Raw genomic sequence first — 26,220 nt, 5'->3', positions numbered from 1 at the left:
GTCCCGTCCGTGAGACGGCGGGCGTTCGGCATACGGGACGCGCCGGTGCCAGGTGAGTGCTCGGTCAGCGGACCTGCCCCGGGCAGGGAATACTTGACGCGCCCGAGCGGCTCCCCCAGGAAAGAAGTACCTCATGGCATCAAGCCCTGCCAGCGACATCGTCTCGAGCGTCGGCGGCCCCTCCAACATCACCAGCCTCACGCACTGCGCGACCCGGCTGCGGTTCCAGCTCAAGGACGCGTCCGGCGTCGACCAGGCGCAGGTGGAGAAGATCCCCGGCGTCATGGGCGCCGTCCCGCAGTCCGGCGACCGCTACCAGGTCGTCATCGGTGGCGCGGTCCAGAACGTCTTCAACGACATCATGGCGCTGCCCGAGATGGCGTCCGGCGGTGGCGGCTCCGCGGCGGCCGCAGGCGCATCTGGCGCCAAGTCCGACGACGAGCTCAAGGCCGAGCTGCGCTCCGGCGGCCCCCGCGGCGGACGCGCCTGGCTCGACAACTTCTTCGAGTTCCTCTCCGACTCGTTCCGCCCGATCCTGGGCGCGCTGCTCGGTGCCTCGCTGTTCATCACCTTCATGGCGCTGATGTCCACCCTCGGCGTCATCGGCAACTGGGCCGACCCCCGCGTCAAGCTCGAGGGCGGCTGGGCGTTCATCAACCTGCTGTGGCAGGGCGTGTTCACCTTCCTGCCGCTGATGGTCGCCTACAACGCGTCCAAGAAGCTCGGCGCCGACCCCTGGGTGGGCTTCGCGATCATGGGTGTGCTGATGCTGCCCGGCTTCACCGCCCTCGGTGACGCCGCCCGCACCGCCACGGTCGCCGGCTCCGAGGTCAAGATCTTCGACGTCTTCGGTCTGCCGCTGACGATCTTCAACTACGGCTCGACGGTGTTCCCGCCGCTGCTGATGGCCGCGGTGCTCGGCCCGCTGTACAAGCTGCTCAAGCGCCTCATCCCGAGCAACCTGCACCTGATCTTCGTGCCGTTCCTCGCGATGTTGGTGATGATCCCGCTGACGGCCTTCCTCATCGGCCCGATCGGCGTCTACGTCGGCGCCGGCCTCGGCAGCTTCCTGAAGTCCATCAACGACTTCAGCCCGCTGATCTTCGCGATCGTCATCCCGCTGGCCTACCCCTTCATGGTGCCGCTGGGCCTGCACTGGCCGATCAACGCGATCATGCTGCTCAACATCCAGCAGAACGGCTTCGACTTCATCCAGGGCCCCATGGGCGCGTGGAACTTCGCCTGCTTCGGCGCCACCGCCGGCGTCCTCTACCACGCCATGAAGGACAAGGACGTGGCGATGCGCCAGACGGCGACCGGTGCCCTCGCGGCCGGACTGCTCGGCGGCATCTCCGAGCCCTCCCTGTACGGAATCCACCTGCGGTTCAAGCGGATCTATCCGCGCATGCTCGTCGGCTGCCTCGTCGGTGGCGTGATCATCGGCCTCGGCGGCGGGCTCAAGACCAGCGCCTTCGTCTTCACCTCGCTGCTGACGATCCCGGCGTTCGACAACATCCCGCTCTACGCCATCGCCGTGGCCGCGTCCTTCTTCATCTCGATGCTGCTGATCGTGTTCACCGACTACCGCACCCCCGAGCAGAAGGCCGAGGCGCTCGCCGCCAACGCCGCCGCCACGGACACCGCGATCCCGGAGCAGAACCCGGTCGACAACGAGAACGTCACCCTGTCCACCGACGACCGTATGGCGCACGCCGGGGCCGTCGCTGGTGGGGCTGCTGCCGGCGCTGGCGCTGGATCGCTCGCGGGCGACGCCCCGACGACCGGTCGTGCTCCTGAGGCTCCCGCCGGGCACTCCCGCCCGGAGGCCGCCGCGGGCGGCGCGAGCGTGGTGACCGACACCGCTGGCGCGGGCACGGCCGGTGCTGGTGCGGCCGCGACCGGTGCTGCTGTAGGCGCGGGTGCTGCCGGTGCGGCTGGCTCTGCCAGTGCTGGGGCCGTCGAGGTCGGCGCGCCCTGCGACGGCGTCGTCGTGCCGCTGGCCGAGGTGCCGGACAAGGTGTTCAGCGCGGGCCTGGTCGGCCCGGGCGTCGGCATCGACCCGCGCGACGACACGATCTGCGCGCCGGCCGCCGGCACCGTGGTCGTGGCCCAGTCGACAGGTCACGCCTTCGGCCTGGCGGTCGAGGGTGGTGTCGAGCTGCTCATCCACGTCGGCATCGACACCGTCAACCTCGACGGCCGTGGCTTCGACGTCCACGTCAAGGCCGGCGACACGGTGGCCGCGGGCGACCCGCTCGTGACCTTCGACCGCGCGGTGATCGAGGAGGCGGGCTACTCGCTGATCACGCCCGTCCTCGTGACCAACTCGTTCGCGACGGGCCCGGTCGAGCCGCTGGACGTGTCCGGCGAGATCGCCAAGGGCGCGCCGATCATCCGCGTCACCCCCGCCTGACCTACCTCAGGTAGTCACATCCGCCCGGGTTAGCCCGCCAGGCGGATGTGACCGCCTCAGGTAGGCACATCGGCCTGGGTTCGACGGTCCTGCCCCTCCCGGCTGATGGACCTACCCCCGGCAAAGGCATCGACCGGCCTCCGTTCCCCAGGCCGGTGTGACCAGGGCCGGTTGATCTGATCAGGCACCCTGCACCGGCCGTATGCCGAGAGGCCCGGCGTCATCCCCGATCGGGGCATGGCGCCGGGCCTCCCGCACGCCTGGACCCCGGCCTGGGGGCGTTCTTCCGGCATACGGACCGATCGGTGCCGGACCGAGGTCAGGGTGTGCGGGCTCGGCGGGAGGTGATGAGTTGCGCGCAATTGAGTTGCACACAACCGACTGGCGTGGCAGGGTAGACGGCATGGAGTCAGACCTCGAGCTCGACCGGCAGCTGTGCTTCGCGCTCTACAGCGCGTCGCGCGTCGCGACCGGCGCCTACCGCGAGGGGCTCACACGTCTCGGCCTGACCTACACGCAGTACGTCACGCTGCTCGCGCTGTGGGAGGCCGACGGCCCCAGCGTCTCCGAGCTCGGCGAGCGGCTCCAGCTCGACAGCGGCACGCTGTCCCCGCTGCTGCGACGCCTGCAGGCCGCCGGGCACGTCGAGCGTCGGCGGGACCACCGCGACGAACGACGCGTCACCGTCCACCTCACCGACCAGGGCCGCGCGCTCGAGCCGGAGGCGGCGGGCCTGCGCCAGCAGCTCTACGACTCCATGCACCTGACCCCGCAGGAGTCAGAGACCCTGCGCACCCTCGCGCAGCGGTTCTGCCACCTGCCCACCCCGCACGACTCGAACGAAGGGCACACGTCATGAACGCGATCTACACCGCAGAGGCGCTCGCCACCGGCGCCGGCCGCAACGGCCACGTCCTCACCAAGGACGGCCGCGTCGACCTCGACCTCGCCGTCCCCACCGAGATGGGTGGCTCCGGCCAGGGCGCCAACCCCGAGCAGCTGTTCGCCGCCGGCTACGCGGCGTGCTTCCACTCCGCGCTGCAGATGGTCGCCCGCGAGGCCAAGGCCGACCTCGGCGAGTCCAGCGTCGGCGCCCGCGTCGGCATCGGCCCGCGTGACGGTGGCGGCTTCGGGCTGGAGGTGACCCTCGAGGTCGTCATACCGGCCCTGCCCCACGACCAGGCGCAGCAGCTCGCGGACCAGGCCCACCAGGTCTGCCCGTACTCCAACGCCACGCGCGGCAACATCGACGTCACCGTCACGGTGGTGGAGGACTGATGACGGCCCCGACCAGCACGCGCCAGATCGTCCTCGCGGCGCGGCCGCAGGGGTGGCCGACGCCCGACGACTTCCGCATCGAGACGATCGAGCTCCCCGAGCTCGCCGACGGCCAGGTCCTCGTGCGCAACACCGCGATGTCCGTCGACCCCTACATGCGCGGTCGCATGAACGACGTGAAGTCCTACGTGCCGCCGTTCCGGCTCGACGAGCCGCTCGACGGCGGCGCGGTCGGTGAGGTCGTCGCCTCCCGCAGCGAGTCCGTGCCCGTCGGGGCGCGCGTGCTGCACGGTCTGGGCTGGCGCGAGCACGCGATCCTGCCCGCCGACGGCGTGACGGTGATCGACACCGAGCGGGTGTCCGAGACGGCATACCTCGGGGTCCTCGGCATGCCCGGGCTGACCGCGTATGCCGGACTGACCGCCGTCGCCGGGTTCCGCGAGGGCGACGCGGTGTTCGTGTCCGGCGCGGCAGGCGCCGTGGGCTCGCTCGTGGGCCAGATCGCCCGGCTGATGGGCGCGTCGCGGGTCATCGGGAGCGCCGGCTCGCCCGACAAGGTCCAGCGCCTGCGCGACCTCGGCTTCGACGCCGCGTTCGACTACCACGACGGGCCGGTCGCCGACCGGCTGCGCGAGGCGGCCCCGGACGGCATCGACGTCTACTTCGACAACGTCGGGGGCGAGCACCTCGAGGCCGCCATCGGACGCCTCAACCTGCACGGACGGGTCGCCATGTGCGGCGCCATCTCGCAGTACAACGCCACCGAGCCCACGCCCGCCCCGCGCAACCTCGCCCTCGCCATCGGCAAGCAGCTGACGCTGCGTGGGTTCATCGTCGGGTCCTACTCCCACCTGGCCGACGAGTTCCGAGGCCGTATGACGGACTGGATCGCGGCGGGCGACATCAGCGTCGACGAGACGCGGCGCGAGGGGCTGGACGCGGCGCCGCAGGCGTTCATCGACCTGATGCGTGGCGCCAACACCGGCAAGATGGTCGTCACCCTCTGACCTTCTGATCCCCAGGATCGTGAGTGTTTCGTCCAAGAATCTTGGACGAAACACTCACGATCTCGTGGGGCCGGGCCGGAAATCTCGTGGGGCCGGGCCGGGCCGGGCCGGGCCGGGGTGCGCAGGGGCGGCGGGGGCCGGGGTGGGCTGTTGGCGACCACCGACGCGGCATACGGTCGAAGCATGACCGCCACCTGGAGCCAGCGCATGCGTCACGCCACCGACCTCGACTGGGCCGCCGCGACGGGCCACCGCTTCGTCGACGAGCTGCTCGCCGGGACCGTCGCCGACGACGTCCTGGCGCAATACCTGGTGCAGGACTACCAGTTCTGCGACGCGTTCACCGCCCTGCTCGGGCAGGCGTGCGCGTCTGCGCCGGGCCTCACCTCGCGGCTGCGGTTCGCGCGGCAGCTCGGCATGTTCGCCAGCGACGAGGACACCTACTTCATCGACTCCTTCGACGCCCTCGGCGTGCCCGAGGCCGAGCGGTTCGAGCCCACGCTGACCCAGGCCACGCTGGACTTCGACCGGGTGATGCGGGACGCCATCGAGTCCCGGTCCTACGCCCAGGTCCTCGCGGTCCTGCTGGTCGCGGAGAAGCTCTATCTCGACTGGGCCGAGCGCGCTGACCGCGACGGGATGGCCGCGACCCGTCCGGAGCACGTGGGCTGGGTCGACCTGCACCGCGGTCCGGACTTCCGCGCCTGGGTCGAGTGGTTGCAGGCCGAGCTGGACGCCAACGAGCCCAGCGACCCACGCGACAAGGACGCAGCCGAGCGGGCGTTCACGCGGTCGGTGGCGTGCGAGCGGGCGTTCTTCGACGCGGCATACGGCCGCTGACCACCTGGCAAGGCTCCTCGGCCGGGCCGGCTCGGTCATGCTGGAGGCACAGCACACCCGCTCCCGGCCGTGGGCCGGCTCAGGAGGACCGATGCACACCGAGCAGCGAAGCACCACCGCCACCGTCGACCAGGTGTGGGCGGTGATCGCCGACGGGTGGACCTATCCGTGCTGGGTGGTCGGGGCGTCGCGGATGCGCGCGGTGTCGGCCGACTGGCCCGCGGCCGGCGCACGGCTGCACCACTCCGTGGGGTCCTGGCCCGCGCTGCTGAACGACGAGACCGAGGTCCGCGAGTGCGAGACCGGGCGGCGAATCGTGCTGAGCGCCAAGGCTCGTCCCGTCATGGGGGTGGCCACCGTCGAGATCACGCTCGAGCCGCAGGACGGCGGCACGCTGATCAGCATGCGGGAGGACGCGTCGCGGGGCCCCGGTCGACTGGTCCCGCACGCCGTCCGCCAGGCGGGCATCGCGCGCCGCAACCACGAGGCCCTGCTGCGTCTGGCCCTGCTGGCGGAGCGCCGCACCCAGCCCCGCAGCTGATGCACCTAGCGGGGGTAGGCCCATCAGCCTCCGGTGCGAAGCCCGGCGAGTGTGCCTACCTGAGGCGGTCACATCGGCCTGGGGTGCTAGGTCGGGCGGATGTGCCTACCTGAGGTGGGTCAGCGGATGGTGGGTGGGTCGGCGTAGAGGCGGTGCAGGGCGGCCAGCGACAGGCTGCGCACCGGGCGGCCCCACCAGCGGTTGTCCTGCAGGGCGGCCCGCGCGGCGAGGTAGCCGCAGCCTCCGTGCACACCCCCGCCGGGATGCGTGGCCGCACTGCCGAGGTAGAGGCCCTCGACGTGCGTGCGGGGCCCGCCGAGCCCGGTGACGGGACGCCAGATCGCCTGCTGGAACAGCTGCATCGTGCCGCCCCCCACCGCGCCGTCGCCCAGGTTGGCGTTGCTCGCGTGCAGGTCGTGGGGGCGCTGGTCCCACCGGTCGATGACGTGGTCGCGCCAGCCAGGGGCCAGGTCGTCGAACATCCCCTCCGACGCGTCCGTCAGCCGGTCCGCCGACGCGGCGTCGGTGATGCCCCGCGGCAGGTGGGTGTAGAGCCAGAGCGCCTCGGTGCCCTCGGGCGAGCGCGACGGGTCGACCGTCGTCATCTGCCCGACCAGGGCGAACGGGCGCTGCGGCACCCGTCCTGAGCCGAGGTCGGCGGTCCACCGGACCAGACCCTGCCGGTCCTGGCCGGCGTGCACCACCGCCGCGCCGTGCGCGCGCTCGGCGATCCAGGGCATCGGTGCCGACAGCCGGTAGTTGAGCTTGAGCGTCGGCAGGTCCCACTCGAAGCGGTCCAGGCGTGATCGGAGCCCCACGGGGACGGCGGCGCTCGGCAGGAGCCGGTCGTAGAGGTCGGGTGCGCTCGTGTCGGCGATGACCGCGCGTCGAGCCTGGATGCGCCGACCGTCGACCGTCTCGACGCCGTGCGCTCGCCCAGCGGCCACGGCGATCCGAGCCACGCGCTGACCGGTCTCGAGGCGCGCGCCGGCGGCACGGGCTCGCGAGGCGAGCGCGTCGGCCAGTCGCTGCGTGCCACCACGGGGCGACGGGAAGCCCACGTCCTGCGCGAGCATGGACATGATCCAGCCGAACAACCCGCTGCCGGGCGCCTCCGGGGGGATGTCTGCGTGCATCGCGTTGCCGCTCAGGATCTGCCCGGCGCGGGCGCCGCCGAAGAGCTCGGCGCCCATCCGGTCGACGGGCAGCAGCGCGAACCGCACGAAGTCCGGCACCTGGGTCGCTCCGATGCGCGCCAGCAGCGGCCCGACGGAGCGGCCCGGCGGCCAGCGGGTGAGGAGGCTCGCCAGCAGCGGCTCTCGTATGGCGTCCCACTGCCGCACCAGGCGCAGCCAGGTGTCTCCGTCGCCGGGATGGTCGGCGTCCAGCAGCGCGGCGGTCGCCTCGGCGTCGCCCTCCATGGTCGAGCCGACGCTGTCGTCGCTGGACGCCACGTGCACGACCGGGCGCTCGGCGTGCGACCACTGCAGACCGTGGGCCGTGAGGTCCAGCTCGCGCAGCACGGGCGAGGCCGCGCCGAGGGGGTGGCAGGCGCTGAACTCGTCGAGCACCCAGCCGTCGACGTCGCGGGACGACACGGCGCCACCGAGGGTGTCACGGGCCTCGAGCAGGAGCACGGCCCAGCCGGCGTCGGCGAGGGTGGCGGCGGCCACCAGCCCGTGGTGACCACCGCCGACGATCACCGCGTCGACGATCTCGACGGCCCGGGTGTGCCCTAACGGGGACGAAGCCGACTGCGACGCCCGGGCCCCCGGCCCGGGGTCGCGCTGCGGCGTGCGGGTGCTGGGCCTGGGTGCGTCGGTCGTGGCCATGCGTGACCCATGCCCCGCCCAGCCTCGATCGACACCTGATCCGACGCCCCAGGCCCGACACACGAGCCGACGCCCGACGCGAACCCTGGCACGACACCCGGCATGACGTTCGCGCTGGGTGATCTCCCGGGCCCCCGCGTCAGCTGCCCACGGCCCGCCCCCACTGGAGCGAGGCCTGGTCGGCGGCGCGGCGGCCGCGGTCCCAGCCCTCACGGTCGCGCCCGAAGGACATCGACACGTGACGCACCCGCGGGAACAGCTCCTCGACATACGACTCGACGGCCTCGGTGCGCTCCTGGAGGACCGGCACGAGCTCGCGACCTCCCACGGCCGACATCTCCTCGGCGGCCTGGGCGGTCTCGGCGGCGGTCACCTCGGCCAGGCGCTCGCCGATGCGCGCGCCGAAGGCTGCGAGGAAGGACTGGCGGAAGCTCCGCGTCCGGGACCCGCCGCGCCGGTCGAGCCGCTTGCCCTCGGCGTGCATGGCGCGGGTCGCCTGGACGAGGAGGGACGTGTAGAGGGTCTCGACGGCGTCCAGGTCGTGGGGGAAGCCCAGCAGCGTGACGTAGCCGTCCTCCTTGGCCCACACGCTGCGCGACCGGTTGGCGTCGGCGACCGCTCCGAGCAGCATGACCTTCTCCCGGACGTAGGGCGTCTCCATCCACAGCCGCCGCCCGTCCGGTCGCTCACCGCCACCGCCTGACGACGCGCTCGCGGCCAGCACCGCGTGGTCGATGCTGTGTCGCGCCATGAGGGCCTGGGCCCCAGCGGTGAAGGTCTCGGCCTCGGCCTCGTAGGGCGTGGACTCGGCCTTGGCCAGCAGCTGCCGCACCCGCGCCAGGATCTTGTCGTCCACGTCGATCGGCGTGGACGAGGCCTGCGTCGTCGCCTCGCCCGGCCTGGCGCCGAGCTGCTGCATGGCGGGGAGCGACCGGAGCACGTGCTCGAGCCGCAGCGCCACCTCGTAGGCGATCGCCTCGCTGCCCCACCGCCCGACCCGCGCCGTCACGCACGAGTCCGCCGCCGGCCACCAGACGGAGGCCTCGACGAGCTCGAGCTGGTCGTGCCAGCGCTGCTCGACCGTGGCCCGCGGGTAGGACGCCAGGTCCGCGGCCATCACGTCCCCCAGCAGCTCCACGACCCGCGTGACCGTCTCGGGCTCGGCCCGCACGTGCAGCGCGGACCGTCGGACCAGGTGGTGCAGGTCCATCGGCTGCCAGCCGCTGCGCCACCTCTCCTCGAGGACCCCGCGCAACCGCGTCGTGAGGGTCTGCTCCACCACGGCCCGGCCGCCGGTGGTGTGCGCGAGCGTGATCAGGTCGACCACCGCGTCGTCGAGGTCCCAGACGGACCCTGCGCTCAGCCCTCGCACCCCGGCCAGCGCCAGCTCGTCCGCCTGCCCGGACACCTCTCCCCGGTCGGACCGCTCCCGCGACCCCGACCTATCCGACCCCGTCGACCCTTTCGACCCCGTCGACCCAGTCGACCCAGCCGACCATGACTGTCTCTGCCTGCTCACCATGACACCTCTCAGAACACCTCAGGACCGTTCGCCGGTCCAGCTCGTCGCCCCCAGTCCTGACAGCACCTACTCAACCACGTGGGTCTGACAGACCCCTCTTCACCGCGCCCTGGGAATAATCTGACGTTATGGTTGATTGTTGCTGACGTTATCCACGTCTGCCCCACCCCCGCGCCGGAGAAGGTCCCCATGTCCTCGACAGCGAGCACCACGCCCACGAAGCGTCGCCGCCTCCCGTCCTTCAGCATCCAGATCCTGATCGCCCTCGTCCTGGGCCTCGCCCTCGGCTGGGTCGCCCTGACCATGGGCCCCACCGCGAACGGCGACGACAACTGGCTCACCGTCGTGCTCGACACGATCGGGTCGACCTTCGTCACCCTGCTCAAGGCCCTGGTGCCGCCGCTGATCCTCACGGCGATCATCGCCTCGATCGCCAACCTGCGCGGTGTCGCCAACGCCGCCCGCCTGGCCGGCAAGACCCTCCTGTGGTTCGGGATCACGGCTCTGGCCTCGGTGATCATCGGGATCGTCCTCGGCCTGGTGATCCAGCCCGGCCGCAACACGAGCGTGAGCGAGAGCGCCGCCAAGGCCCCCAGCACGCAGGGCGGATGGCTCGACTTCATCGACCAGCTCGTCCCCGGCAACTTCCTGGGCCTGTCGGTCAGCTCCCACCCCGTGACCGGCCCCGGCGGCGCGCTCGCCTCGGTCGACACCAGCGTCAGCTTCAAGGCGCTGCAGCTGGTCGTCATCGCCCTCGTCGTGGGCATCGCCGCGCTCAAGGTCGGCAAGGCCGCCGAGCCCTTCCTGGCCTTCAACGCCTCCGCGCTCGCCATCGTGCAGAAGGTCCTGTGGTGGGTCATCCTGCTGGCCCCGATCGGCACCGTCGGCCTCATCGGCCGCGCGATCGCGACCTACGGCTGGTCCTCGCTGACCCAGCTCGGCACCTTCGCGCTCGCGATCTACGCCGGGCTGCTGATCGTGCTGCTCGTGCTCTATCCCGCGCTGCTCCTGGCCCACGGCCTCTCCCCGCGCAGCTACTTCCGCGGCGCCTGGCCGGCCATCCAGCTCGCCTTCGTCTCCCGGTCGTCCCTCGGGACCCTGCCCGTCACCCAGCGCGTGACCGAGTCCCTGGGTGTGCCGCGCGAGTATGCCGCCTTCGCCTCACCTCTGGCGGCCACGACCAAGATGGACGGCTGCGCCGCGATCTACCCCGCGATCGCCGCGATCTTCGTGGCGCAGTTCTTCGGCGTCGACCTCGGCCCGCTGGACTACCTGCTCATCGTCGTGGTGTCGGTCATCGGCTCGGCCGCGACCGCCGGCCTGACCGGCGCGATCGTGATGCTGACCCTCACTCTGTCCACGCTGGGCCTGCCCCTCGCCGGCGTCGGGCTCCTGCTCGCGATCGACCCGATCCTCGACATGGGGCGCACGGCGGTCAACGTCGCGGGCCAGGTGCTCGTGCAGATCATCGTCGCGCGACGCGAGGGCATCCTCGACGAGGACGAGTTCGCCCGGGCCGAGCCCATCTCGATGGACTCGCGGCCCGCGCTGGCCCACGCCTGACGGCGCAGCCGGGCAACGGTCCGGCGGCTCATCAGCACTGACAGTCCGTATGGCGAGCGCCCACCCCATCCGGGGGCCGGGCGCTCGCGCGGGTCTTCGGTGGGATGGGGGGGTTCGCAGTGGCGGGCTGGTCTCGTGCTGCGGGGTGAGACGGGTGGGGGAGGGTGAGGCGGGTCCGCCGCACGGCGGACGAGGGCCGGCTGATGCCCTTACCCCCGGCGGGATCATCAGCCTGGGGGACGAAGCCCGGCTGATGCCCTTACCCCCGGCAGGGGAAGCCGGTGCGGGTGTCGACCACGTTGACCAGCGGCTCGCCGGTGACGTGCGCGGCGGCCTCGGGCTCATGCCGGGCGTCGAGATCGCGACGCCCGGCGGCCGCCCGGACACGGCGACCGCCGTGGCCGTCCAGCAGGCCGCGAGTCGTCACCGCCGGCTCACCCTCACGTGCATGCGGTCCGCTCGGTAACGTGGTCCGGGTCATGCCCGCGCTCGTCGTCTCCATGGAGGAGACCGATCTCGGGCTGGACAGGTTCCGGGCCGCCGTCGAGGAGGTCACCGGGGCCGCGGGCAGCGACCGCTGATCAGATCGACCACCGAGCACGACACCCTTCAGGAGGTCCCCGATGACCGTGCAGCTCGTCACCGCGTCCGACGCCGAGTCCCAGCGGGCGCAGGAGGTGGTCGCCGACGTCCCCACCGGCCTGTTCATCGACGGTGAGTGGGGCGACGCGGCGTCCGGCAAGACCCACGACGTCGTCAACCCCGCCAGCGAGCAGGTCATCGCGACCATCGCCGACGGGGGTCCCGAGGACGCCCGCCGCGCCATCGAGGCGGCCGCCGCGGCCCAGCGCGACTGGGGTCGCACCGCCCCGCGGGAGCGCAGCGAGATCCTGCGCCGCGCCTACGACCTCGTCATGGAGCGGCAGGACGACCTGGCGCTGGTCATGACCAGCGAGATGGGCAAGCCCGTCGCCGAGGCCAAGGGCGAGGTCGCCTACGCCGCGGAGTTCTTGCGGTGGTTCTCGGAGGAGGCGGTCCGCATCGGCGGAGACATGATGCTCTCCGGCGACGGCTTGACCCGGATCTTCGTGTCCCGCCAGCCGATCGGCCCGTGCGTGCTGGTCACGCCGTGGAACTTCCCGCTCGCCATGGCCACCCGCAAGATCGGCCCCGCCATCGCGGCCGGCTGCACGATGGTCTTCAAGCCCGCCCACCTGACGCCGTTGTCGAGCTTCGCCCTGGTCGACATCCTGGTCGAGGCGGGCCTGCCCGCCGGGGTCCTCAACGTCGTGTGCTCCTCCGACGCCGGCTCGGTCGTCGAGCCGTGGATGAGCAGCGGTCTGGCCCGCAAGGTCTCGTTCACCGGCTCGACCGCCGTCGGCGTGAAGCTCCTCGAGCAGGCGTCGCAGCACGTCATGCGCTCCTCGATGGAGCTCGGCGGCAACGCGCCGTTCATCGTGTGCGAGGACGCCGACCTCGACAAGGCCGTCGACGGCCTGATGATCGCCAAGATGCGCAACATGGGTGAGGCCTGCACGGCCGCCAACCGGATCTTCGTCCACCGCTCCGTGCACGACGCGCTCGCGGACAAGCTGGCCGAGCGCATGGGCGCCCTGTCGGTCGGCGACGGCCTGGCCGAGGGCGTGCAGGTGGGTCCGCTCATCGAGCCCAAGGCCCTCGACAAGGTGGTGGAGCTCGTGACCGACGCCGTGGACCGCGGCGCCGAGGTACGGTGCGGCGGCGACCGTCCCAAGGGTGCCGGCTACTTCTACCCGCCGACGGTCCTCACCGGCGTCGACCCCGGCTCGGCGCTCATGGAGCAGGAGATCTTCGGCCCCGTTGCCCCGCTCATCCCCTACGACACCGACGACGAGGTGATCGAGCTCGCCAACGCCACCCCGTGGGGGCTCATGGGCTACGTCTACACCGAGAGCCTAGAGCGGGCTTTCCGCCTCGGTGAGGCCATCGAGACCGGGATGGTCGGCCTCAACACCGGTCTCGTGTCCAACCCCGCCGCGCCCTTCGGCGGCGTCAAGGCGTCGGGGCTGGGGCGCGAGGGCGGCAAGCTCGGTATCGAGGAGTTCCTCGAGGTCAAGTACCTCGCCGCCCCCCGGACCTGACGAGGAGGGCGGGACGATGACCTTCACCCCCGAGGAGTCGACGGACGGCTCGCTGCGGTCCGAGCCCGTATGGCGCACCAGGGGCTGGCCGCACTCGTGGTCACCGACCCGCCAACCTGTTCTACCTGACCGGCTACAACGCGTGGTCCTTCTACACCCCGCAGCTGCTCACGTGCCCTCCGAGGGCAAATTGGGCGCGACTCATTTCCTCCGGCTAGCTAGCCCCCGGGTTCGCCCTGATCTGCCTACGACCCCCTCGTTCGGTGGCGAGGGTAGGTTGGGTCTGGAAAGTCACCACACAACGATTGGAGATCCACCATGAAGGCTGTGGTCTATCAGGGACCGCGCGATGTCGCAGTCACGGATGTCCCGGACGCGAAGATCGAGCGACCCACCGATGTCTTGGTCAGGGTGACGACGACGAACATCTGCGGCTCGGACCTGCACATGTATGAGGGCCGGACTTCCTTCGAGGTAGGTCGGACGTTCGGTCACGAAAACATGGGAGAGGTGGTGGAGATCGGCAGTGGCGTGGAGAAGGTCAAGGTGGGCGACCGGGTCGTGCTGCCCTTCAACATCTCGTGCGGGTTCTGCAAGAACTGCGAGCGTGGCCTCACGAACTACTGCCTGACGACGCAACCTGACCCGTCGGCCGCCGGTGCGGCCTACGGCTTCGCGGAAATGGGCCCGTACGGCGGCGGGCAGGCAGAACTGCTCCGTGTGCCTTTCGGTGACCACAACGCGCTGCGCCTGGGTGAGGACGCGGAGGAGAAGGAGAACGACTACGTCATGCTCTCCGACATCTTCCCCACCGGCTACCACGCCACCGAGATGGCCGGCGTGATCCCGGGCGACAGCGTCGTGATCGCCGGGGCTGGCCCCGTGGGACTGATGGCCGCCCTGTCCGCGACGATCAAGGGCGCGGCAAAGGTGATGGTGGTCGATCGTCACCCCGACCGGCTCGCGCTGGCCGAGCAGATCGGCGCGATCGCCATCGACGACTCCAAGGTCGACCCCGTGCAGGCTGTGCTGGACGAGACCATGGGGCTCGGAGCCGACCGCGGCTGCGAGTGCGTCGGCTACCAGGCCCACGACCCTGAGGGCAACGAAGACCCGGCCGCCACCTTGAACATGCTCATCAACTCGGTCCGGTTCACCGGCGGGATCGGCACCGTCGGCGTGTTCGTCCCCCAGGACCCGGGGGCCAAGGGCGAATTGGCCAAGCAGGGCAAGGCAGCCATCGACTTCGGCACCCACTGGTTCAAGGGACAGACCATGGGCAACGGTCAGGCCCCCGTCAAGATGTACAACCGCCGGCTGCGAGACCTCATCGCGGCCGGCAAGGCGAAGCCGTCCTGGATCGTCTCCCACGAGATCTCGCTGGACCAGGCTGCCGATGCCTATAGGAACTTCGACTCCAGGTCCAAGGGTTGGACCAAGGTCGTCATCAAGCCCGGCATGTCAGACGGAAAGAAGGCAAGCTGATATGGCAGCAGATCTTCAAGGCAAGAGGGTCGCGATCCTCGCCGCCGACGGAGTCGAACGCGTTGAGCTCGAGCAACCCCGCGAAGCGCTGAACCGCGCGGGCGCTCAGACCGAGGTCCTCTCGATCCACGACGGCGAGATCAAGGCCCGTAAGAACGACCTGGATGAAGCGGGCACGTTCACCGTCGACGGGTTGGTCGCCGACGCCTCGGTGGGCGACTACGACGCCCTGCTGCTTCCCGGCGGCACGGTGAACCCCGACCAGCTCCGGGTCGACGAGGACGCCGTTTCCTTCGTCCGCGACTTCGTCGAGAGCGGCAAGCCAGTGGCGGCGATCTGTCACGGGCCGTGGACGTTGATCGAGGCCGGCGTGGCCGCCGGTCGCACCCTGACGTCGTTCCCGAGCATTCGCACCGACCTGCGCAACGCCGGCGCCGACGTCGTCGACCAGGACGTGGTGGTCGACAAGAATCTCATCACCAGCCGCTCGCCGGAGGACCTGCCGGCGTTCTCCGAGGCGATAGTGTCCCAGCTCGCAGGCACCTCGACAAAGGAAGAGGAGAAGTCATGAGTGTGACCAAGGGATTGCTGGTCAGGTTTGACGCGTTGCCCGGGAAGGAGGACGACGTGAAGGATTTCCTTGACAGCGGCCGTGCGCTTGTTGATGACGAGCAGGCGACCACCGCGTGGTTCGCGATCCGCCTCGGGCCGACCTCGTTCGGGATCTTCGACGTGTTCCCCGATGACGCCGGACGTGACGCCCACCTGTCCGGCCCTGTTGCGGTAGCTCTCGGCGAGCAGACCGGCACGTTGTTCTCCGAACCGACGATCGAGAAGCTCGACGTACTGGGCTTCAAGCTCCCCGCCTGACACCACAGACCGGGAGTACTGGCCCAGAGAGGAGGGGTCGCTGCGCGCGGTGACTTCGGGCTTGCACAGCCCGCTGACGTCGTGGCAGCGGCCCCTTCTCTTGCGGCCTATCGCTCATCACCAACAGATCGAGGAACCGCGATGACCGGAACTGACGACGGCGTTGCCACGACGCGTTCACCCGAGGTAGCAGTGATCGGGGGCGGGATCGTCGGTCTGTCGACGGCGTACGCGCTGCGGGAGCAGGGCGTGCCGGTGCGCTTGTACGAGGCTGGTCTGCCCGGGACGGGTCAGTCCGCAGGCGAGTCGCGGATCTTCCGGCATGCCCACGACGACCCGCGACTCGTCGCTTTCGCGCGCGAAAGCCGCGGCGTATGGGATGAGTGGGCCGAACACTTCGACGTCGAGCTGGTCTCATCAGACGGTGTCCTGGCGATCGGAGACAGCGCCCTGGCGCGGCTGCGGGTGCTCGATCAGGTTGGCGGCGTGAAGGCGCACGAGATCGACGCGGCCGAGGTCGCCCAGCGAATGCCGCTGCTCGCTGGGTACTCGGGGCCAGCGGTGCTCGACGAGTCGGGCGGCGCGATCCGCACCCGCGCCGCGATCACGGCACTCACGGGTGCCCTCGCAGATGCGGTCACCACCGGGGAGGTCATCTCCATCGATCCCCGCGCCGACGGGACGGTCGAGGTGCGCAGCGTCACCGACCGGGCTGTCTACTCCAAGGTGGTCGTGTGCGCCGGCCGCGAAACCGCCCGGCTGGCACGCAGCGTCGGCCTGTCGCTGCCGGTTCGCCTTGCCGCACACGTCCGGCTGACCTTCGACGTGAAAGCCGCCGCCCCGGCACGAGTCGCGTGCCTGCAGGACAGCAGCGGCGTCTTCGGCGAAGTCGGCGTCTACGCGACGCCGCTACCGGGCAACAGCAGTTACTCCGTCGGACTCAGCGAGACCGTCGGCGTCCGCGACGACGGAACTTTCATCGACCCTGCGGCCATTCGATCGCTGGACGAACGCGCACGCGAATACGCGACACGGGCGCTGCCCGGTCTCCACCCAGAGCCGCGCGACTTCCTTCACTGCTGGGTGACCGACCTCCCGTGGAGTGAGGACGGCGTGGCCGTATGGGAGGCAGGCTCTGTCTCTTTTGTGGCCGGTCACAACTTGTTCAAGCAGGCACCTGCGCTGGGTCGCGCTCTTGCCCGGGCTGCGACCGGCGGCGGTCTCCCCGCCGAGCTCACGCCCGAAGCGCGCCTCGGCGAGGCCCAGGGCTAGCCCAGGGTCGGTTCGCCAGGCTGATGATCCCGCCGGGGGTAGGGGCATCGACCGTGATTAGTTCGCCAGGCTGATGATCCCGCCGGGGGTAGGGGCATCGACCGGGGTTAGTTCGCCAGGCTGATGATCCCGCCCCCGGTAGGTACGTCTGGTCATCCGGCCCTCGCGGCCCGGACGCTTCGTCAGAGATAGGGCCTGGGCCGATGGCCGGCCAGCCCCGCCGCCCGCCCGGCGACACCGCACAGCGACACCGCGACCCCGGCGAGCCGCTCGGGGTCGCGGTGGTGCACGGCGCCGGCCACGTTGACGAAGGGCCACACGAGCGAGCGACCCAGCGTCGCCAACGTGTGGCCGTAGCCGAAGAACTCGACCTCGGTGTCGGCGTTGGCGGCGTTCTCCTCGAACGCGCGCAGCAGCGCACCCCGGTTGCTCAACCGGTGCGGGGGGAGCGGCTCGTTCACGACGGCGGCGGGCGACCACGCGAACCGTGCTCCGAGCGACCGGGCCCGCAGGAAGAACGCGAAGTCCTCCCCGCCGGACAGCCCACGGTGCGGGGCGAACCACGGTCGCGGCATCCGATCGACGAGCCGGCGAGAGAGCAGGAGGTTCTGCCCACCGTCGAGGGAGGAGACCAGGCCCTCGCGGCGCAGGACCGAGCTGGCCAGCAGGTAGGACCGCACGAGCGTCGGGTAGGACTTGTTGATGCCCATGTCGACGGGCCCGCTCGCGCAGTCGGCGTCGTAGCGTCGCGCGCAGTCCACCAGGGCCATGAGGGCGCCGGGCTCGGGGAGGCCGTCATCGTCATACATCACGAGGTACACCCAATCCGGGTCGACCTCGTAGGCGGTCGTGACGAGGGCGTTGCGCGCCTGCGAGATGCCTCGCTCACGGACGGGACGCACCGTGATCGGGACCGTCGTGCCGCGCCCGACCTCCTCGGCCACTCGCTCCACGGCCGGGTCGCAGTCGTTGTCCGCGACCACCACCGAGACCGGATGGCCCTCGGCCTGCTTCGTCACCTCGAGCAGCAGCCCCCGGAGCAGCTCAGGGCGTCGGTACGTCGGAATGCCCACCACGATCGGCACAGGACACCACCCCCTGGTTCAAGCCTACGACCGGGGGTGATGGCCGTGGTGCAATTGTCCTGGAATCCCCAGGGCGGCCTCCCACGGACGGGCCAGCCAGTAGCGCTCCAGCTCGGGCAGCCCCTCTGGCTCGTCGAGTCCGTGCGGGCCGAAGCGCAGCGGCTCCACCTGCGTCGCGTAGCGACCGATCCGGCGCGCCTTGACGACGCGGTCGACCGGCACGGCATACGCCTCGACGTGGAACCCGTGCCGCTCGACCAGGCCGTCTATCTCGTCCTGCCCCGGCCGCGCCGAGCCGTAGGGCACGTCCTCGTAGTAGCCGAACCTGATTAGGCGGCCGCTCAGGCGGCCGGTCAGGTGGTCGGTGAGCGTGTCCCGCACCCAGCGGTGGTCGGGGTTGACGCCGGCGCCGACGGGCGCGGCGTGCTCCCCGGTGGCCGGTGGCATCGCCTCGGCCTCCCCCCGGGACAGGGCCTCGCGCACCAGCCGTATGCCGCTGCGCCCAGCCCGCAGCCCGAGCCGCGCCAGGCGGCGGGCCGCCCGCACGCCCAACGGTCGGCGGGGCAGCGGCGGGTCGGGCAGCACCCCGGTGGCGGTCGGCAGGAGCACCAGGCCGCCCTCGTGCTCGCGCAGCCAGGCATCGACCCAGGCGGTGAGGGTGGCGGCGTCCTCGGGGGTCCGGCCCGCGGTGAGGTACTGCTGGTCGAGCAGGCCGAGGTGGTGCCGACGGTGCGGCGTCCCGGCGAGCGCGGCGTCGTCCTCGGCGAGCCGGACCTCCATGGCCTCGTCCGAGTCTTGGAAACCGGACAGTGTGTCCCACTCGGTGACCATGGGCTGGGCGGGGCGGGCCGTGCAGACGGTCAGGACGTCGAGCGGGGCCTCGCGGCCGATGAGCGTCTCGCAGGACAGGACGGCGTCGTCCAGGTGCGGAGACACCACGAGGACGGCGCCGTTGAGGGGCGTGGGGATCGGCATACGGGCTCCTCCATCTGCGGGTGGGTCGACGGCTCAGTCCCGGGCGTCGCAGAGGGCCCAGGAGGCGGCCGCCGAGGCCGCCGTCACGACACCGACGGCAGGCCAGGCGCCGATGCTCTTGGCCAGCCGGTGCGACCCCACGAACCCGCCGAGGTAGGTCACGGCCAGCACGGAGGTCGTCCCCGGGTCGGTCCGCGCGAGCCAGGTGCGCCCCGCGAGGAGGCCGCAGGCGCCGAGCAGCACGCCGCCGAGCGGGCGGATGCCGGTCTCGCGGGCGAGCGCGAAGCCGCCGGCCAGGCCGAGGACGGTGAGCGGTGCGGTGGAGACGTCGGAGGCAGGCTTGAGATCCATGCCCCCACCGTATGCCGCGCGCCCCGGCCGCAGCGGGTGACCCCCGACGCGGTGGGGTATGCCCAGGCGCATGAGCGACAACGACCAGAACCCGCACGTGACGGACCAGACCACGCAGCCCGACCAGGGGCCCTTCCACGACGTCGACCCGACCGGCGCGGGCCAGAGCGCGGCCGAGCGCCCGGCCTACCCGGACGCGGACCAGGACACGGGTGTGGACGACCAGGGTGGCTACGAGGGGGGCGAGCCGGCCGGCCAGCAGCCCACCGAGCAGGTGCCCGAGCCCACCTCGGGCGACCCCGAGACCCCCGGCGAGTCCGACGAGGAGGGCAACGCCGAGGGCCTGACCCAGGGGATCAACGCCGGCTGACCTCCGGGTCGGCCTGGGGGCTGAGTGACGTGTGGGCTGACGCGCTGCCCGTTCCGACGCGCTCCGTCGGGCCCCTGTGACGCCCGGTCACCCCCTCCTCTGGGAGGGTGGACCGGGCGTCCGCGATCTCATCCTTGCGGGGGAGGCGCGGGTCACGACGTTCCGGCGAGGGTGGAGGCACACCGACCACCCAAGGAGACGTCATGAGCAGCAGCACCGCCCGCCGGACGATCATGGCCGGCACCGCCCTCACCCTGATCGCGTCGACCGGGGCCGCAGCGGGTCCTGCAGGCGTCCGTCGACCAGCTCGACCGCGCCGGCGCCGTGGGGGTCCCGTCCTCCCTCCCACCGCACACCATTGGTCACCAATGGCGTCTGGGGACCCGTTTGGATCGTTCACAAACGTCAGTGGTGACCAATGACGCGAGGGGGCGTGCGTCGACACAAAGTGTTAACTCGGCAACTCAGTGTGAATGCGCAACGACAGGTGGTGACGGTGCGCGGTGGCTCAGGCGGGGCCGGCGTTGGTGGACGTCAGCGTCAGGAGCAGGCGCACCGACTCCTGCAGGTGCTCGGCCGCCCCGCGGTGGTCGCCGAGCTCACCCAGCGCCGTGCCGAGGTGGTGGTGGGCGTCGGCCAGGTCGGAGGCGGCGAGCAGGTGCCCGTCCTCGAGCACCCGCTCCATGTGGGCACGCCCCTGCGCCCAGTCGCCGGTGGCGCAGGCGTACTTGCCCTGCACCAGGTCCAGCTCGACCTGGTCGCTGCGGGCCGAGCTGAGCGAGAACGCCGTCGCCGCCTTGGCGAGCAGCCCCGGCACGGCGTCGAGGTCGACGTCCGCCTTCAGCCGGAAGTCCGCGGCGGCGCGGTGTACCCGACCCCACCGGCGCAGGTGGCCGTCCGGGTCGATGGCCGCGATGGCCTGGTCGTAGTAGCTGAGTCCCGCCTGGGGGTCTCCGGTCGAGAGGGCGAGGTTGGCCAGGGCCCAGTAGGCGTTGCCGGCCTCGAGCCGGTTGGGGGCGTCCGCAGCGCCGCGGGCGAGGTCCGGCGCCCAGCTGATCGCGTCGCTGTAGCGGTGCTGCTGCCCGAGCGCCGACACGAGCGCGGTGAGGGCGGCGACGCCGGTCGAGCGCCAGGTGGGGGTGGTGCGGAAGGCCATGACGGCGGCCCGGGCCTCGGTGACGGACCCCTCCAGGTCGCCGGTCACGCGCAGGGCGACCGACAGGACCGTGCGCACCCGGCCCTGCAGGATCGTGGACTGCTGCGTGAACCAGTGGTCGACGAGGGCTCGGGCCTGCTCGACGACCTGGTCGGCGAAGTCGTTCTCGATGCGCAGCGTGAGGTCCATCAGCGCGGCGGTCCACCAGAGGTCCAGGCGGTCGGCCTCGAGGGCGAAGTCGCGCAGGTCGGATGCGGCCTTGATGGCACCCTCGAAGGTATGGGTCGTGAGCACGCTGAGCGCCTCGGTCTGCAGGACCGCGGCGCGGGCGTCGCCGCGCTTGCCGGAGGCGAGAGCCCAGGCGCGGACGTGCTCGACCGAGAGGCCGAGCCTGCCGGCGACGTGCTCGACGATCTCGCGGCTCGGCGCCCGGTGCCCTGACTCCACGAGGGAGATGTAGCTGCGGGAGAACTCCGGCTCCCCCAGCTCCGACTGGGACAGGCCGGCCGCGACCCTCGCCGCGCGCAGCGCTACTCCGAAACCGTTCTCGTCGCTCATGACCTATTCCCAACTGTTGACAATGCGAGTAACGTACCGCTTGCCGCATCCCCCCGCCAGTAGGAGATTCCCATCATGATTGCCAAGGCCACTCGCGCCATCGCCGTTCTCACCCTCGCAGCCTTCGCTCTGGTCCCCACCGTCGGTGGCAGCTGGCCCACGAGCCAGGACCCCACGGTGGGCGGCAGCTGGCCCACCAGCCAGGACCCCACCGTCGGTGGCAGCTGGCCGACCGTGCTCGACGCTAGCTGATCTCCCTGGTCAGGGCCGCTTTCCTGGCTCGGACGCGCCCGACCGGGTGATCAAGGCCCCCGCTCGACTCCTCGGAGTCCTGCGGGGGCCTTGGTCGTGCGAGGGAGGGGGCCGTATGTCGTGCCGCCGGTCGCCGACTCGCGATCAGGCGGGCACGGTCGCGTGCAGGGGCAGCTCGAAGTGGACCGTCTCGAAACGATCGTCCCCCTCGTCGCCGCGGGCGTCATAGGTCTCGACCAGGCCTGCACCGCGCCAGAACTCGAGCGCGCCAGGGATCTTGGCGTTGGTGTGGAGGTAGATGACGCGATACCCGCCCTCGGCGCGGACGAACGCGATGGTGGCGTCGACGAGGCGGCGGCCGAGGCCCTTGCGGCGCAGGCGGGGGTCGGTGACCAGGCGCACCAGCTGCACCACGTTCGCCCGGTCGGCGTAGTGATCGGCGAGCCAGGCGGGGTGCGGCGGGCTGGCGGAGCCGCCGATCCCCGCGGCACAGGTGCCGACCACGGTGCCCTCGTCGACGGCGACGACCATCGCCTGCCGGGGGTTGTCGACATACACCTCGGTCAGGTGGTCGAGGTCCCAGTGCCACTGGGGCTGGAAGCCGTAGCCCTGGTCGTCGTGCAGGCTGGTCAGGATGAGCTCGCGCGCGCCGGCCAGGTCCTGCGGCGTCGTCGCGCGGTGGATGTCGATGGCCATCCCCACACGATAATGCAACTCAGCAGCAATAGAGGGGAGTTGGCAGCTGACGGTCGGCGGGGCTGGGGTCACACGCCGAGGCGGGCGCGCAGCCGGCGGACGTCGTGCACCGCGTGGCCGTGCCCGTCGTTGTTGAAGTAGCCGAGCACGCGGTGCCCCGCGCCCTGCCACTCGCGGATGCGGTCGGCCCACCAGTCGAGGTCGGCGTCGCCGTAGCTGCCGGCATACAGGTGGTCGTGGCTGGGGCCGTGCCACCGCACGTAGACCAGCGGCGACGTCGCGCGCAGGACGCAGGGCAGGTGCGCCCCGGACATGACCACGTAGGCGGCACAGTGCCGCTCGAGCAGCGCGAACACCTCCTCGCGGTGCCAGGACTCGTGCCGCAGCTCCACGGCGACCTCGATCCAGGGCGGCAGGGCGTCGAGCGCGTAGGCCAGGCGCGCGTCGTCGCGCGCCATCGTGGGCGGCAGCTGCAGCAGGAGCGGTCCCCGGCGTCCCCGCAGCTCGTGGAGGCCGCGGGCGATGATCTCGGACCACCGCTCGGGGGCGTAGAGGCGCTTGGCGTGGGTCAGGCCGCGCGGCGCCTTGACCGTCATGACGAAGCCCTCGGGCAACCGCCGCCGCCAGCTCGCGAAGCTCGCGTCCCGGGGCCAGCGGTAGTGGCTCGCGTTGAGCTCCACGGTCGCGAGCTCCGCGACGTAGCAGGCGAGCCGGTCCGCGGGACGCATGCCGGGCGGGTAGAGGACGCCGTCCCAGTGGGCATAGCTCCAGCCCGAGGTCCCGAGGAGGACGCTCACCCGTCGAGCTCGGCCAGCGCCCGTGGGATCTCGGCAAGCAGCTCGCGGGCGAGGAAGCCGCGCCGTCCGTGCACCGCGACCAGGCGCTCGCCCGCGCGGCCGTGCACATAGGCGCCCCACACCCCGGCCTGGGCGGGCTCCGCGCCACGCCCGAGCAGCCCGACCAGCATGCCGGCCTTGACGTCGCCGGAGCCGCTGACGGCCATGCCCTGACCGCCGGTCTGGACCGCCCACAGGTCGGCGGTGGCGCGCGTGCCGGGGGTCGTGACGTAGGTCGTGGACGCGCCCGACACGACCACGGCACCGGCACGGCGGCTGAGCCGCAGCGCGGCGCCGAGCGGATCCTCCGACACGGCGTCCTCGTCCTCGTCGAGCGTCTGGGCGAGCTCTCCGGCGTTGGGGGACAGGATGACTCGCCCGTCCAGGTGCTTCACCCCGTCGGCGTGCTCGGTGAGATAGGCCATGCCGAGCGCGTCGATGACGACCGACACGTCGAGGCGCGGCACGACGCGCTCGAGCAGCGCGACCGCCGCGTCGGGGGACATGATCCCGGGGCCCAGCAGGACCGCGGCGCAGCCCTCGGCAAGCTCGACGATCTCGTCGGCGGTCCCGGGGGCGAGGTTGCCGTCGTCGTCGGCGGCCAGACCCGCGACGTAGGCCTCGGGGATGGCCATCCCCATCGGCACCGCCAGCGGCTCGACCGTGGCGATCTGGAGCTTGCCCGCGCCGGCGCGCAGGGCGGCCTCCGCGGCGAGGACGACCCCGCCGGGCATGCGGACGTTGCCGCCCACGACGAGGACGCGGCCGTTGCTCTCCTTGTCGCCGCCGTGGCCGGGCAGCTCCCAGCCGCGCAGCAGTCCGGACGAGACGACCTCGGGCTGCCGGCTCACCGGTCCGCGTCCTTGGCGACCGGCTCCTCACGCGTGGTCTGCGTGCCGGCGTCCTCGAGCGCGGCGGTCTCGGCATAGGTGTCGAGCGCGAGCGAGCCGTCCTCGGCCCGGTCGTAGGACGTCATGGAGCAGTTGGGCAGCGGCGTCTCGTTGTCGATCGTGATGATGCCCTCCTCGTCGAGGCCCTCCAGGACGAGGCGGAAGCTCATGATCACGGCCTGGTGGCTGAAGATCCAGACGTGCTCGTCGGCGTACTCCTGGCGGATGTCGGCGAGGACGCTGCGGACGCGCAGGGCCACGTCGCACCAGGACTCGCCGCCCGGGGGCCGGTAGTAGAACTTGCCGACCTTGGTGCGGCGCTCGGCCTCCTCGGGGTACTCCGCCCGGATGCCGTCGCCGGTGAGCCCGTCGAAGATCCCCAGGTCACGCTCGCGCAGCCGCTCGTCGAGGACCAGCGAGTGGTCCAGCCCCGCCTCCCGCAGGGCCGTCTCGGCCGTACCCCGCGCCCGCGCGTACGGCGAGGACAGGATCACCTCGGGGCGGTGGGCCTCGGGCAACCGCGCCAGGTGGGCCCCGAGGGCGGTGGCCTGCTCGGTGCCCAGGTCCGACAGCGGGGTGTCGGCGTCGCGGTAGTCGAGCGCCAGCCTGCCGTGACCGGCCTTGCGGGCCTCGGCGTCCGCCACGTTGCCGAGGCTCTGGCCGTGGCGGACGAGCACGAGCCGTCGGGGTGCGGTCCGCCGTCCGGCGGCGATGGAGTCGGTCTGCTCGGGCACGATTGCCTCCTGCGGGTTGGTCCGGCGCTCCTCTCCGGCTACCCCGTATGCCGCACCGCCAGACCCGAACCCCGCACAGGCCGGTCACTTTTCGACGACGTTCCCCCGTCCTGGCGTGACCGTTCGGCAGACGGGAGGGTGGGATGGGGGGAGCATCCGGCATACGGCCGCTCTCCCCACCACGAAGGACACCACCGTGAGCACACCCGCCACCACCGCCCATGCACGGCCCGCCCCGAGCCGGAGCAAGACGCTGCTCGGGACCGGCGTCGGCAATGCGCTCGAGTGGTACGACTGGAACGTCTACGCCACCTTCGCGACCTACATCGCGGCGCAGCTGTTCTCCAAGGCGGACCCCGCCTCCGCGTTCCTGTCCACCCTCGCGATCTTCGCGGTCGGGTTCGTGGCCCGGCCCTTCGGCGGCTACGTCTTCGGCTGGCTCGCCGACCGCATCGGGCGCAAGCACTCCCTGATGGTCGCCGTCATGCTCGCCTCGGGCGGCTCGCTGCTCATCGCCGTCGCGCCGACGTATGACGCCGTCGGGGTGTGGGCCTCGGTGATCCTGCTCGTGGCGAGGTTGCTGCAGGGCCTGGCGCACGGCGGCGAGCTGCCCTCGGCACAGACCTACCTCGCGGAGGAGGCACCCCGCGAGCGGCGCGGGTTCTGGGCGTCCTCGATCTACGTCTCCGGCACCGTCGGCCTGCTGATCGGCATGTTCCTCGGCCTGATCCTCGAGACGACGCTCAGCGACGCGCAGATGGACGCGTGGGGCTGGCGCGTGCCGTTCGCGCTCGGGGCCGTGCTCGGGCTGTTCGCGCTGTGGATGCGCACCCGGCTCGAGGAGTCCGCCATCTTCGAAGAGGAGGTGGGCGGCGAGGGCGCCCCCCGCGAGAACGTCCTCGCCGGCGTGTGGCGTCACAAGCGCCAGGCGCTGCAGGTCATCGGCATGACCATGGGCCTGACTATCACCTACTACGTGTGGTCCGTCAGCACCCCGGCCTACGCCATCAAGGTGCTGAAGTTCGACAAGACCGACGCCTTCTGGGCCTCGATCATCGGCAACACCGTCTTTATCCTCGCGCTGCCCGTGTGGGGTCTCGTGTCCGACCGCATCGGCCGCAAGATCCCCATCCTGATAGCGCTGCTCGGGTCGGCGGTCCTCTACATCCCCATGACCGCGCTCATCGGCCACACCATGTGGCAGCTCGCGCTGGCGATCTCGGTGATGCTGATCCTGCTCGCCGGCTATCTCGCCATCGCGCCGGCGGTGTATGCCGAGATGTTCCCCACCGACGTGCGGGCCACCGGCGTGGGTGTGCCGTACGCCATCTGCATCGCGCTGTTCGGCGGCACCGCCCCCTACGTGCAGAACTGGCTCGCGGCGGCGGTCGAGTGGCGCTGGGCGTTCGCGACGTACGCGATCGTGGCGCTGCTGATCTCGGCCGCGACCGTGCTCACGCTGCCGGAGACGCGCGCCAAGGACCTCAGCCACTGACGCCGGTCCTGGCCGTATGCCGCACCCGACGCCTGGTGCGCGCCAACGGGTGGAGTTGGCCACCGTCATGGGTGGTGTT

At 71.5% G+C, this 26,220-nt stretch carries 26 protein-coding genes; 15 read left to right on the top strand and 11 right to left on the bottom strand.

Going from position 1 to position 26,220, the window contains the following annotated elements; genetic code table 11:
- The first annotated feature begins 133 nt into the window (after positions 1–133).
- From B2P18_RS13910 to B2P18_RS13885, 6 genes are all read left to right on the top strand, one after another.
- Positions 134–2,413 carry a glucose PTS transporter subunit IIA gene (locus B2P18_RS13910; RefSeq protein ID WP_286961226.1) on the top strand — a complete coding sequence of 760 codons (2,280 nt, stop codon included), beginning with the start codon at positions 134–136 and terminating at the stop codon, positions 2,411–2,413.
- 403 nt (positions 2,414–2,816) lie between these two features.
- The gene (locus B2P18_RS13905) at positions 2,817–3,272 is read left to right on the top strand and encodes a MarR family winged helix-turn-helix transcriptional regulator (RefSeq protein WP_239266626.1); all 456 of its coding nucleotides are present in this window, start codon (positions 2,817–2,819) and stop codon (positions 3,270–3,272) included.
- The gene (locus B2P18_RS13900; RefSeq protein ID WP_239266628.1) at positions 3,269–3,691 is read left to right on the top strand and encodes an organic hydroperoxide resistance protein; all 423 of its coding nucleotides are present in this window, start codon (positions 3,269–3,271) and stop codon (positions 3,689–3,691) included. Before B2P18_RS13905 ends, B2P18_RS13900 begins: the two co-directional genes overlap by 4 nt.
- Complete coding sequence (locus tag B2P18_RS13895) at positions 3,691–4,698, top strand: NADP-dependent oxidoreductase (protein ID WP_239266630.1); 1,008 nt, start codon at positions 3,691–3,693, stop codon at positions 4,696–4,698. Before B2P18_RS13900 ends, B2P18_RS13895 begins: the two co-directional genes overlap by 1 nt.
- Before the next feature lie 183 nt (positions 4,699–4,881).
- On the top strand, positions 4,882–5,538 hold the full coding sequence (locus tag B2P18_RS13890) for a TenA family protein (RefSeq protein WP_286961223.1): 657 nt from the start codon (positions 4,882–4,884) through the stop codon (positions 5,536–5,538).
- A 91-nt stretch (positions 5,539–5,629) separates the two neighbouring features.
- Positions 5,630–6,079 (top strand): SRPBCC family protein, encoded by a 450-nt coding sequence (locus tag B2P18_RS13885; protein WP_019284435.1) that lies wholly within the window; start codon positions 5,630–5,632, stop codon positions 6,077–6,079.
- Positions 6,080–6,198: 119 nt separating this feature from the next.
- Here the strand turns inward: B2P18_RS13885 and B2P18_RS13880 are convergent, their stop codons facing one another.
- Both B2P18_RS13880 and B2P18_RS13875 read right to left on the bottom strand, forming a co-directional pair.
- Positions 6,199–7,911: a phytoene desaturase family protein gene (locus tag B2P18_RS13880; protein ID WP_286958868.1), complete on the bottom strand. Its 1,713-nt coding sequence runs from the start codon at positions 7,909–7,911 to the stop codon at positions 6,199–6,201.
- 139 nt (positions 7,912–8,050) lie between these two features.
- Positions 8,051–9,319 (bottom strand): DUF2786 domain-containing protein, encoded by a 1,269-nt coding sequence (locus B2P18_RS13875; RefSeq protein WP_286958867.1) that lies wholly within the window; start codon positions 9,317–9,319, stop codon positions 8,051–8,053.
- A gap of 303 nt (positions 9,320–9,622) precedes the next feature.
- On the opposite strand from B2P18_RS13875, the gene B2P18_RS13870 reads away from it, so the two are divergent.
- On the top strand, positions 9,623–10,996 hold the full coding sequence (locus tag B2P18_RS13870) for a dicarboxylate/amino acid:cation symporter (protein WP_286958866.1): 1,374 nt from the start codon (positions 9,623–9,625) through the stop codon (positions 10,994–10,996).
- Positions 10,997–11,255: 259 nt separating this feature from the next.
- On the opposite strand, the gene B2P18_RS13865 is transcribed toward B2P18_RS13870, so the two are convergent.
- Positions 11,256–11,423: a hypothetical protein gene (locus B2P18_RS13865; protein WP_286958865.1), complete on the bottom strand. Its 168-nt coding sequence runs from the start codon at positions 11,421–11,423 to the stop codon at positions 11,256–11,258.
- Between the two features lie 196 nt (positions 11,424–11,619).
- Here B2P18_RS13865 and B2P18_RS13860 point away from each other — a divergent pair, with 196 nt between their 5' ends.
- From B2P18_RS13860 to B2P18_RS13835, 5 genes are all read left to right on the top strand, one after another.
- Positions 11,620–13,116 (top strand): NAD-dependent succinate-semialdehyde dehydrogenase, encoded by a 1,497-nt coding sequence (locus B2P18_RS13860; protein WP_239266222.1) that lies wholly within the window; start codon positions 11,620–11,622, stop codon positions 13,114–13,116.
- Between the two features lie 318 nt (positions 13,117–13,434).
- Positions 13,435–14,601 (top strand): glutathione-independent formaldehyde dehydrogenase, encoded by a 1,167-nt coding sequence (locus B2P18_RS13850; RefSeq protein WP_286961218.1) that lies wholly within the window; start codon positions 13,435–13,437, stop codon positions 14,599–14,601.
- Between the two features lies 1 nt (position 14,602).
- Positions 14,603–15,172 (top strand): type 1 glutamine amidotransferase domain-containing protein, encoded by a 570-nt coding sequence (locus B2P18_RS13845; RefSeq protein WP_154592201.1) that lies wholly within the window; start codon positions 14,603–14,605, stop codon positions 15,170–15,172.
- The gene (locus B2P18_RS13840; RefSeq protein ID WP_286958862.1) at positions 15,169–15,471 is read left to right on the top strand and encodes a putative quinol monooxygenase; all 303 of its coding nucleotides are present in this window, start codon (positions 15,169–15,171) and stop codon (positions 15,469–15,471) included. Before B2P18_RS13845 ends, B2P18_RS13840 begins: the two co-directional genes overlap by 4 nt.
- Positions 15,472–15,612: 141 nt before the next feature.
- The gene (locus B2P18_RS13835) at positions 15,613–16,743 is read left to right on the top strand and encodes an NAD(P)/FAD-dependent oxidoreductase (protein WP_286958861.1); all 1,131 of its coding nucleotides are present in this window, start codon (positions 15,613–15,615) and stop codon (positions 16,741–16,743) included.
- Positions 16,744–16,925: 182 nt separating this feature from the next.
- Here B2P18_RS13835 and B2P18_RS13830 read toward each other — a convergent pair whose 3' ends face one another.
- The 3 genes from B2P18_RS13830 to B2P18_RS13820 are packed head-to-tail and all read right to left on the bottom strand — an operon-like array spanning position 16,926 to position 19,154.
- The gene (locus B2P18_RS13830) at positions 16,926–17,816 is read right to left on the bottom strand and encodes a glycosyltransferase family 2 protein (RefSeq protein WP_286958860.1); all 891 of its coding nucleotides are present in this window, start codon (positions 17,814–17,816) and stop codon (positions 16,926–16,928) included.
- A gap of 36 nt (positions 17,817–17,852) precedes the next feature.
- Positions 17,853–18,803, bottom strand: coding sequence for a hypothetical protein (locus B2P18_RS13825; RefSeq protein WP_239266232.1), 951 nt, complete (start codon positions 18,801–18,803; stop codon positions 17,853–17,855).
- A 33-nt stretch (positions 18,804–18,836) separates the two neighbouring features.
- The gene (locus tag B2P18_RS13820; protein ID WP_239266235.1) at positions 18,837–19,154 is read right to left on the bottom strand and encodes a hypothetical protein; all 318 of its coding nucleotides are present in this window, start codon (positions 19,152–19,154) and stop codon (positions 18,837–18,839) included.
- A gap of 70 nt (positions 19,155–19,224) precedes the next feature.
- Here B2P18_RS13820 and B2P18_RS13815 point away from each other — a divergent pair, with 70 nt between their 5' ends.
- Entirely contained in the window at positions 19,225–19,524 is a 300-nt protein-coding gene (locus B2P18_RS13815) for a hypothetical protein (RefSeq protein ID WP_019287507.1), read from the top strand.
- 508 nt (positions 19,525–20,032) lie between these two features.
- On the opposite strand, the gene B2P18_RS13810 is transcribed toward B2P18_RS13815, so the two are convergent.
- Entirely contained in the window at positions 20,033–21,238 is a 1,206-nt protein-coding gene (locus B2P18_RS13810) for a helix-turn-helix domain-containing protein (protein WP_239266239.1), read from the bottom strand.
- Positions 21,239–21,313: 75 nt separating this feature from the next.
- On the opposite strand from B2P18_RS13810, the gene B2P18_RS13805 reads away from it, so the two are divergent.
- Positions 21,314–21,490, top strand: coding sequence for a hypothetical protein (locus B2P18_RS13805; RefSeq protein ID WP_019287500.1), 177 nt, complete (start codon positions 21,314–21,316; stop codon positions 21,488–21,490).
- A gap of 144 nt (positions 21,491–21,634) precedes the next feature.
- Here the strand turns inward: B2P18_RS13805 and B2P18_RS13800 are convergent, their stop codons facing one another.
- From B2P18_RS13800 to B2P18_RS13785, 4 genes are all read right to left on the bottom strand, one after another.
- On the bottom strand, positions 21,635–22,186 hold the full coding sequence (locus tag B2P18_RS13800) for a GNAT family N-acetyltransferase (protein ID WP_239266241.1): 552 nt from the start codon (positions 22,184–22,186) through the stop codon (positions 21,635–21,637).
- A gap of 68 nt (positions 22,187–22,254) precedes the next feature.
- Positions 22,255–22,983, bottom strand: coding sequence for a DUF72 domain-containing protein (locus B2P18_RS13795; RefSeq protein ID WP_286961210.1), 729 nt, complete (start codon positions 22,981–22,983; stop codon positions 22,255–22,257).
- A complete protein-coding gene (locus tag B2P18_RS13790; RefSeq protein ID WP_286961208.1) occupies positions 22,980–23,873 on the bottom strand; it encodes an NAD(P)H-hydrate dehydratase in 894 nt (297 codons plus the stop codon). Before B2P18_RS13790 ends, B2P18_RS13795 begins: the two co-directional genes overlap by 4 nt.
- Positions 23,870–24,646, bottom strand: a complete 777-nt coding sequence (locus B2P18_RS13785; RefSeq protein WP_019287496.1) for a histidine phosphatase family protein — start codon at positions 24,644–24,646, stop codon at positions 23,870–23,872. The genes B2P18_RS13790 and B2P18_RS13785 overlap by 4 nt, the downstream gene beginning before the upstream one ends.
- A gap of 196 nt (positions 24,647–24,842) precedes the next feature.
- Between B2P18_RS13785 and B2P18_RS13780 the strand changes: the two genes are divergently transcribed.
- On the top strand, positions 24,843–26,141 hold the full coding sequence (locus B2P18_RS13780) for an MFS transporter (protein ID WP_286958854.1): 1,299 nt from the start codon (positions 24,843–24,845) through the stop codon (positions 26,139–26,141).
- Positions 26,142–26,220: the final 79 nt, after the last annotated feature.

This window comes from Arsenicicoccus sp. UBA2120, from assembly GCF_002330965.1.
Taxonomy (GTDB): Bacteria; Actinomycetota; Actinomycetes; order Actinomycetales; family Dermatophilaceae; genus Arsenicicoccus; species Arsenicicoccus bolidensis.
Note: the sequence above shows the minus strand (reverse complement) of the source record. Positions and strands in the feature narration are given on the sequence as shown.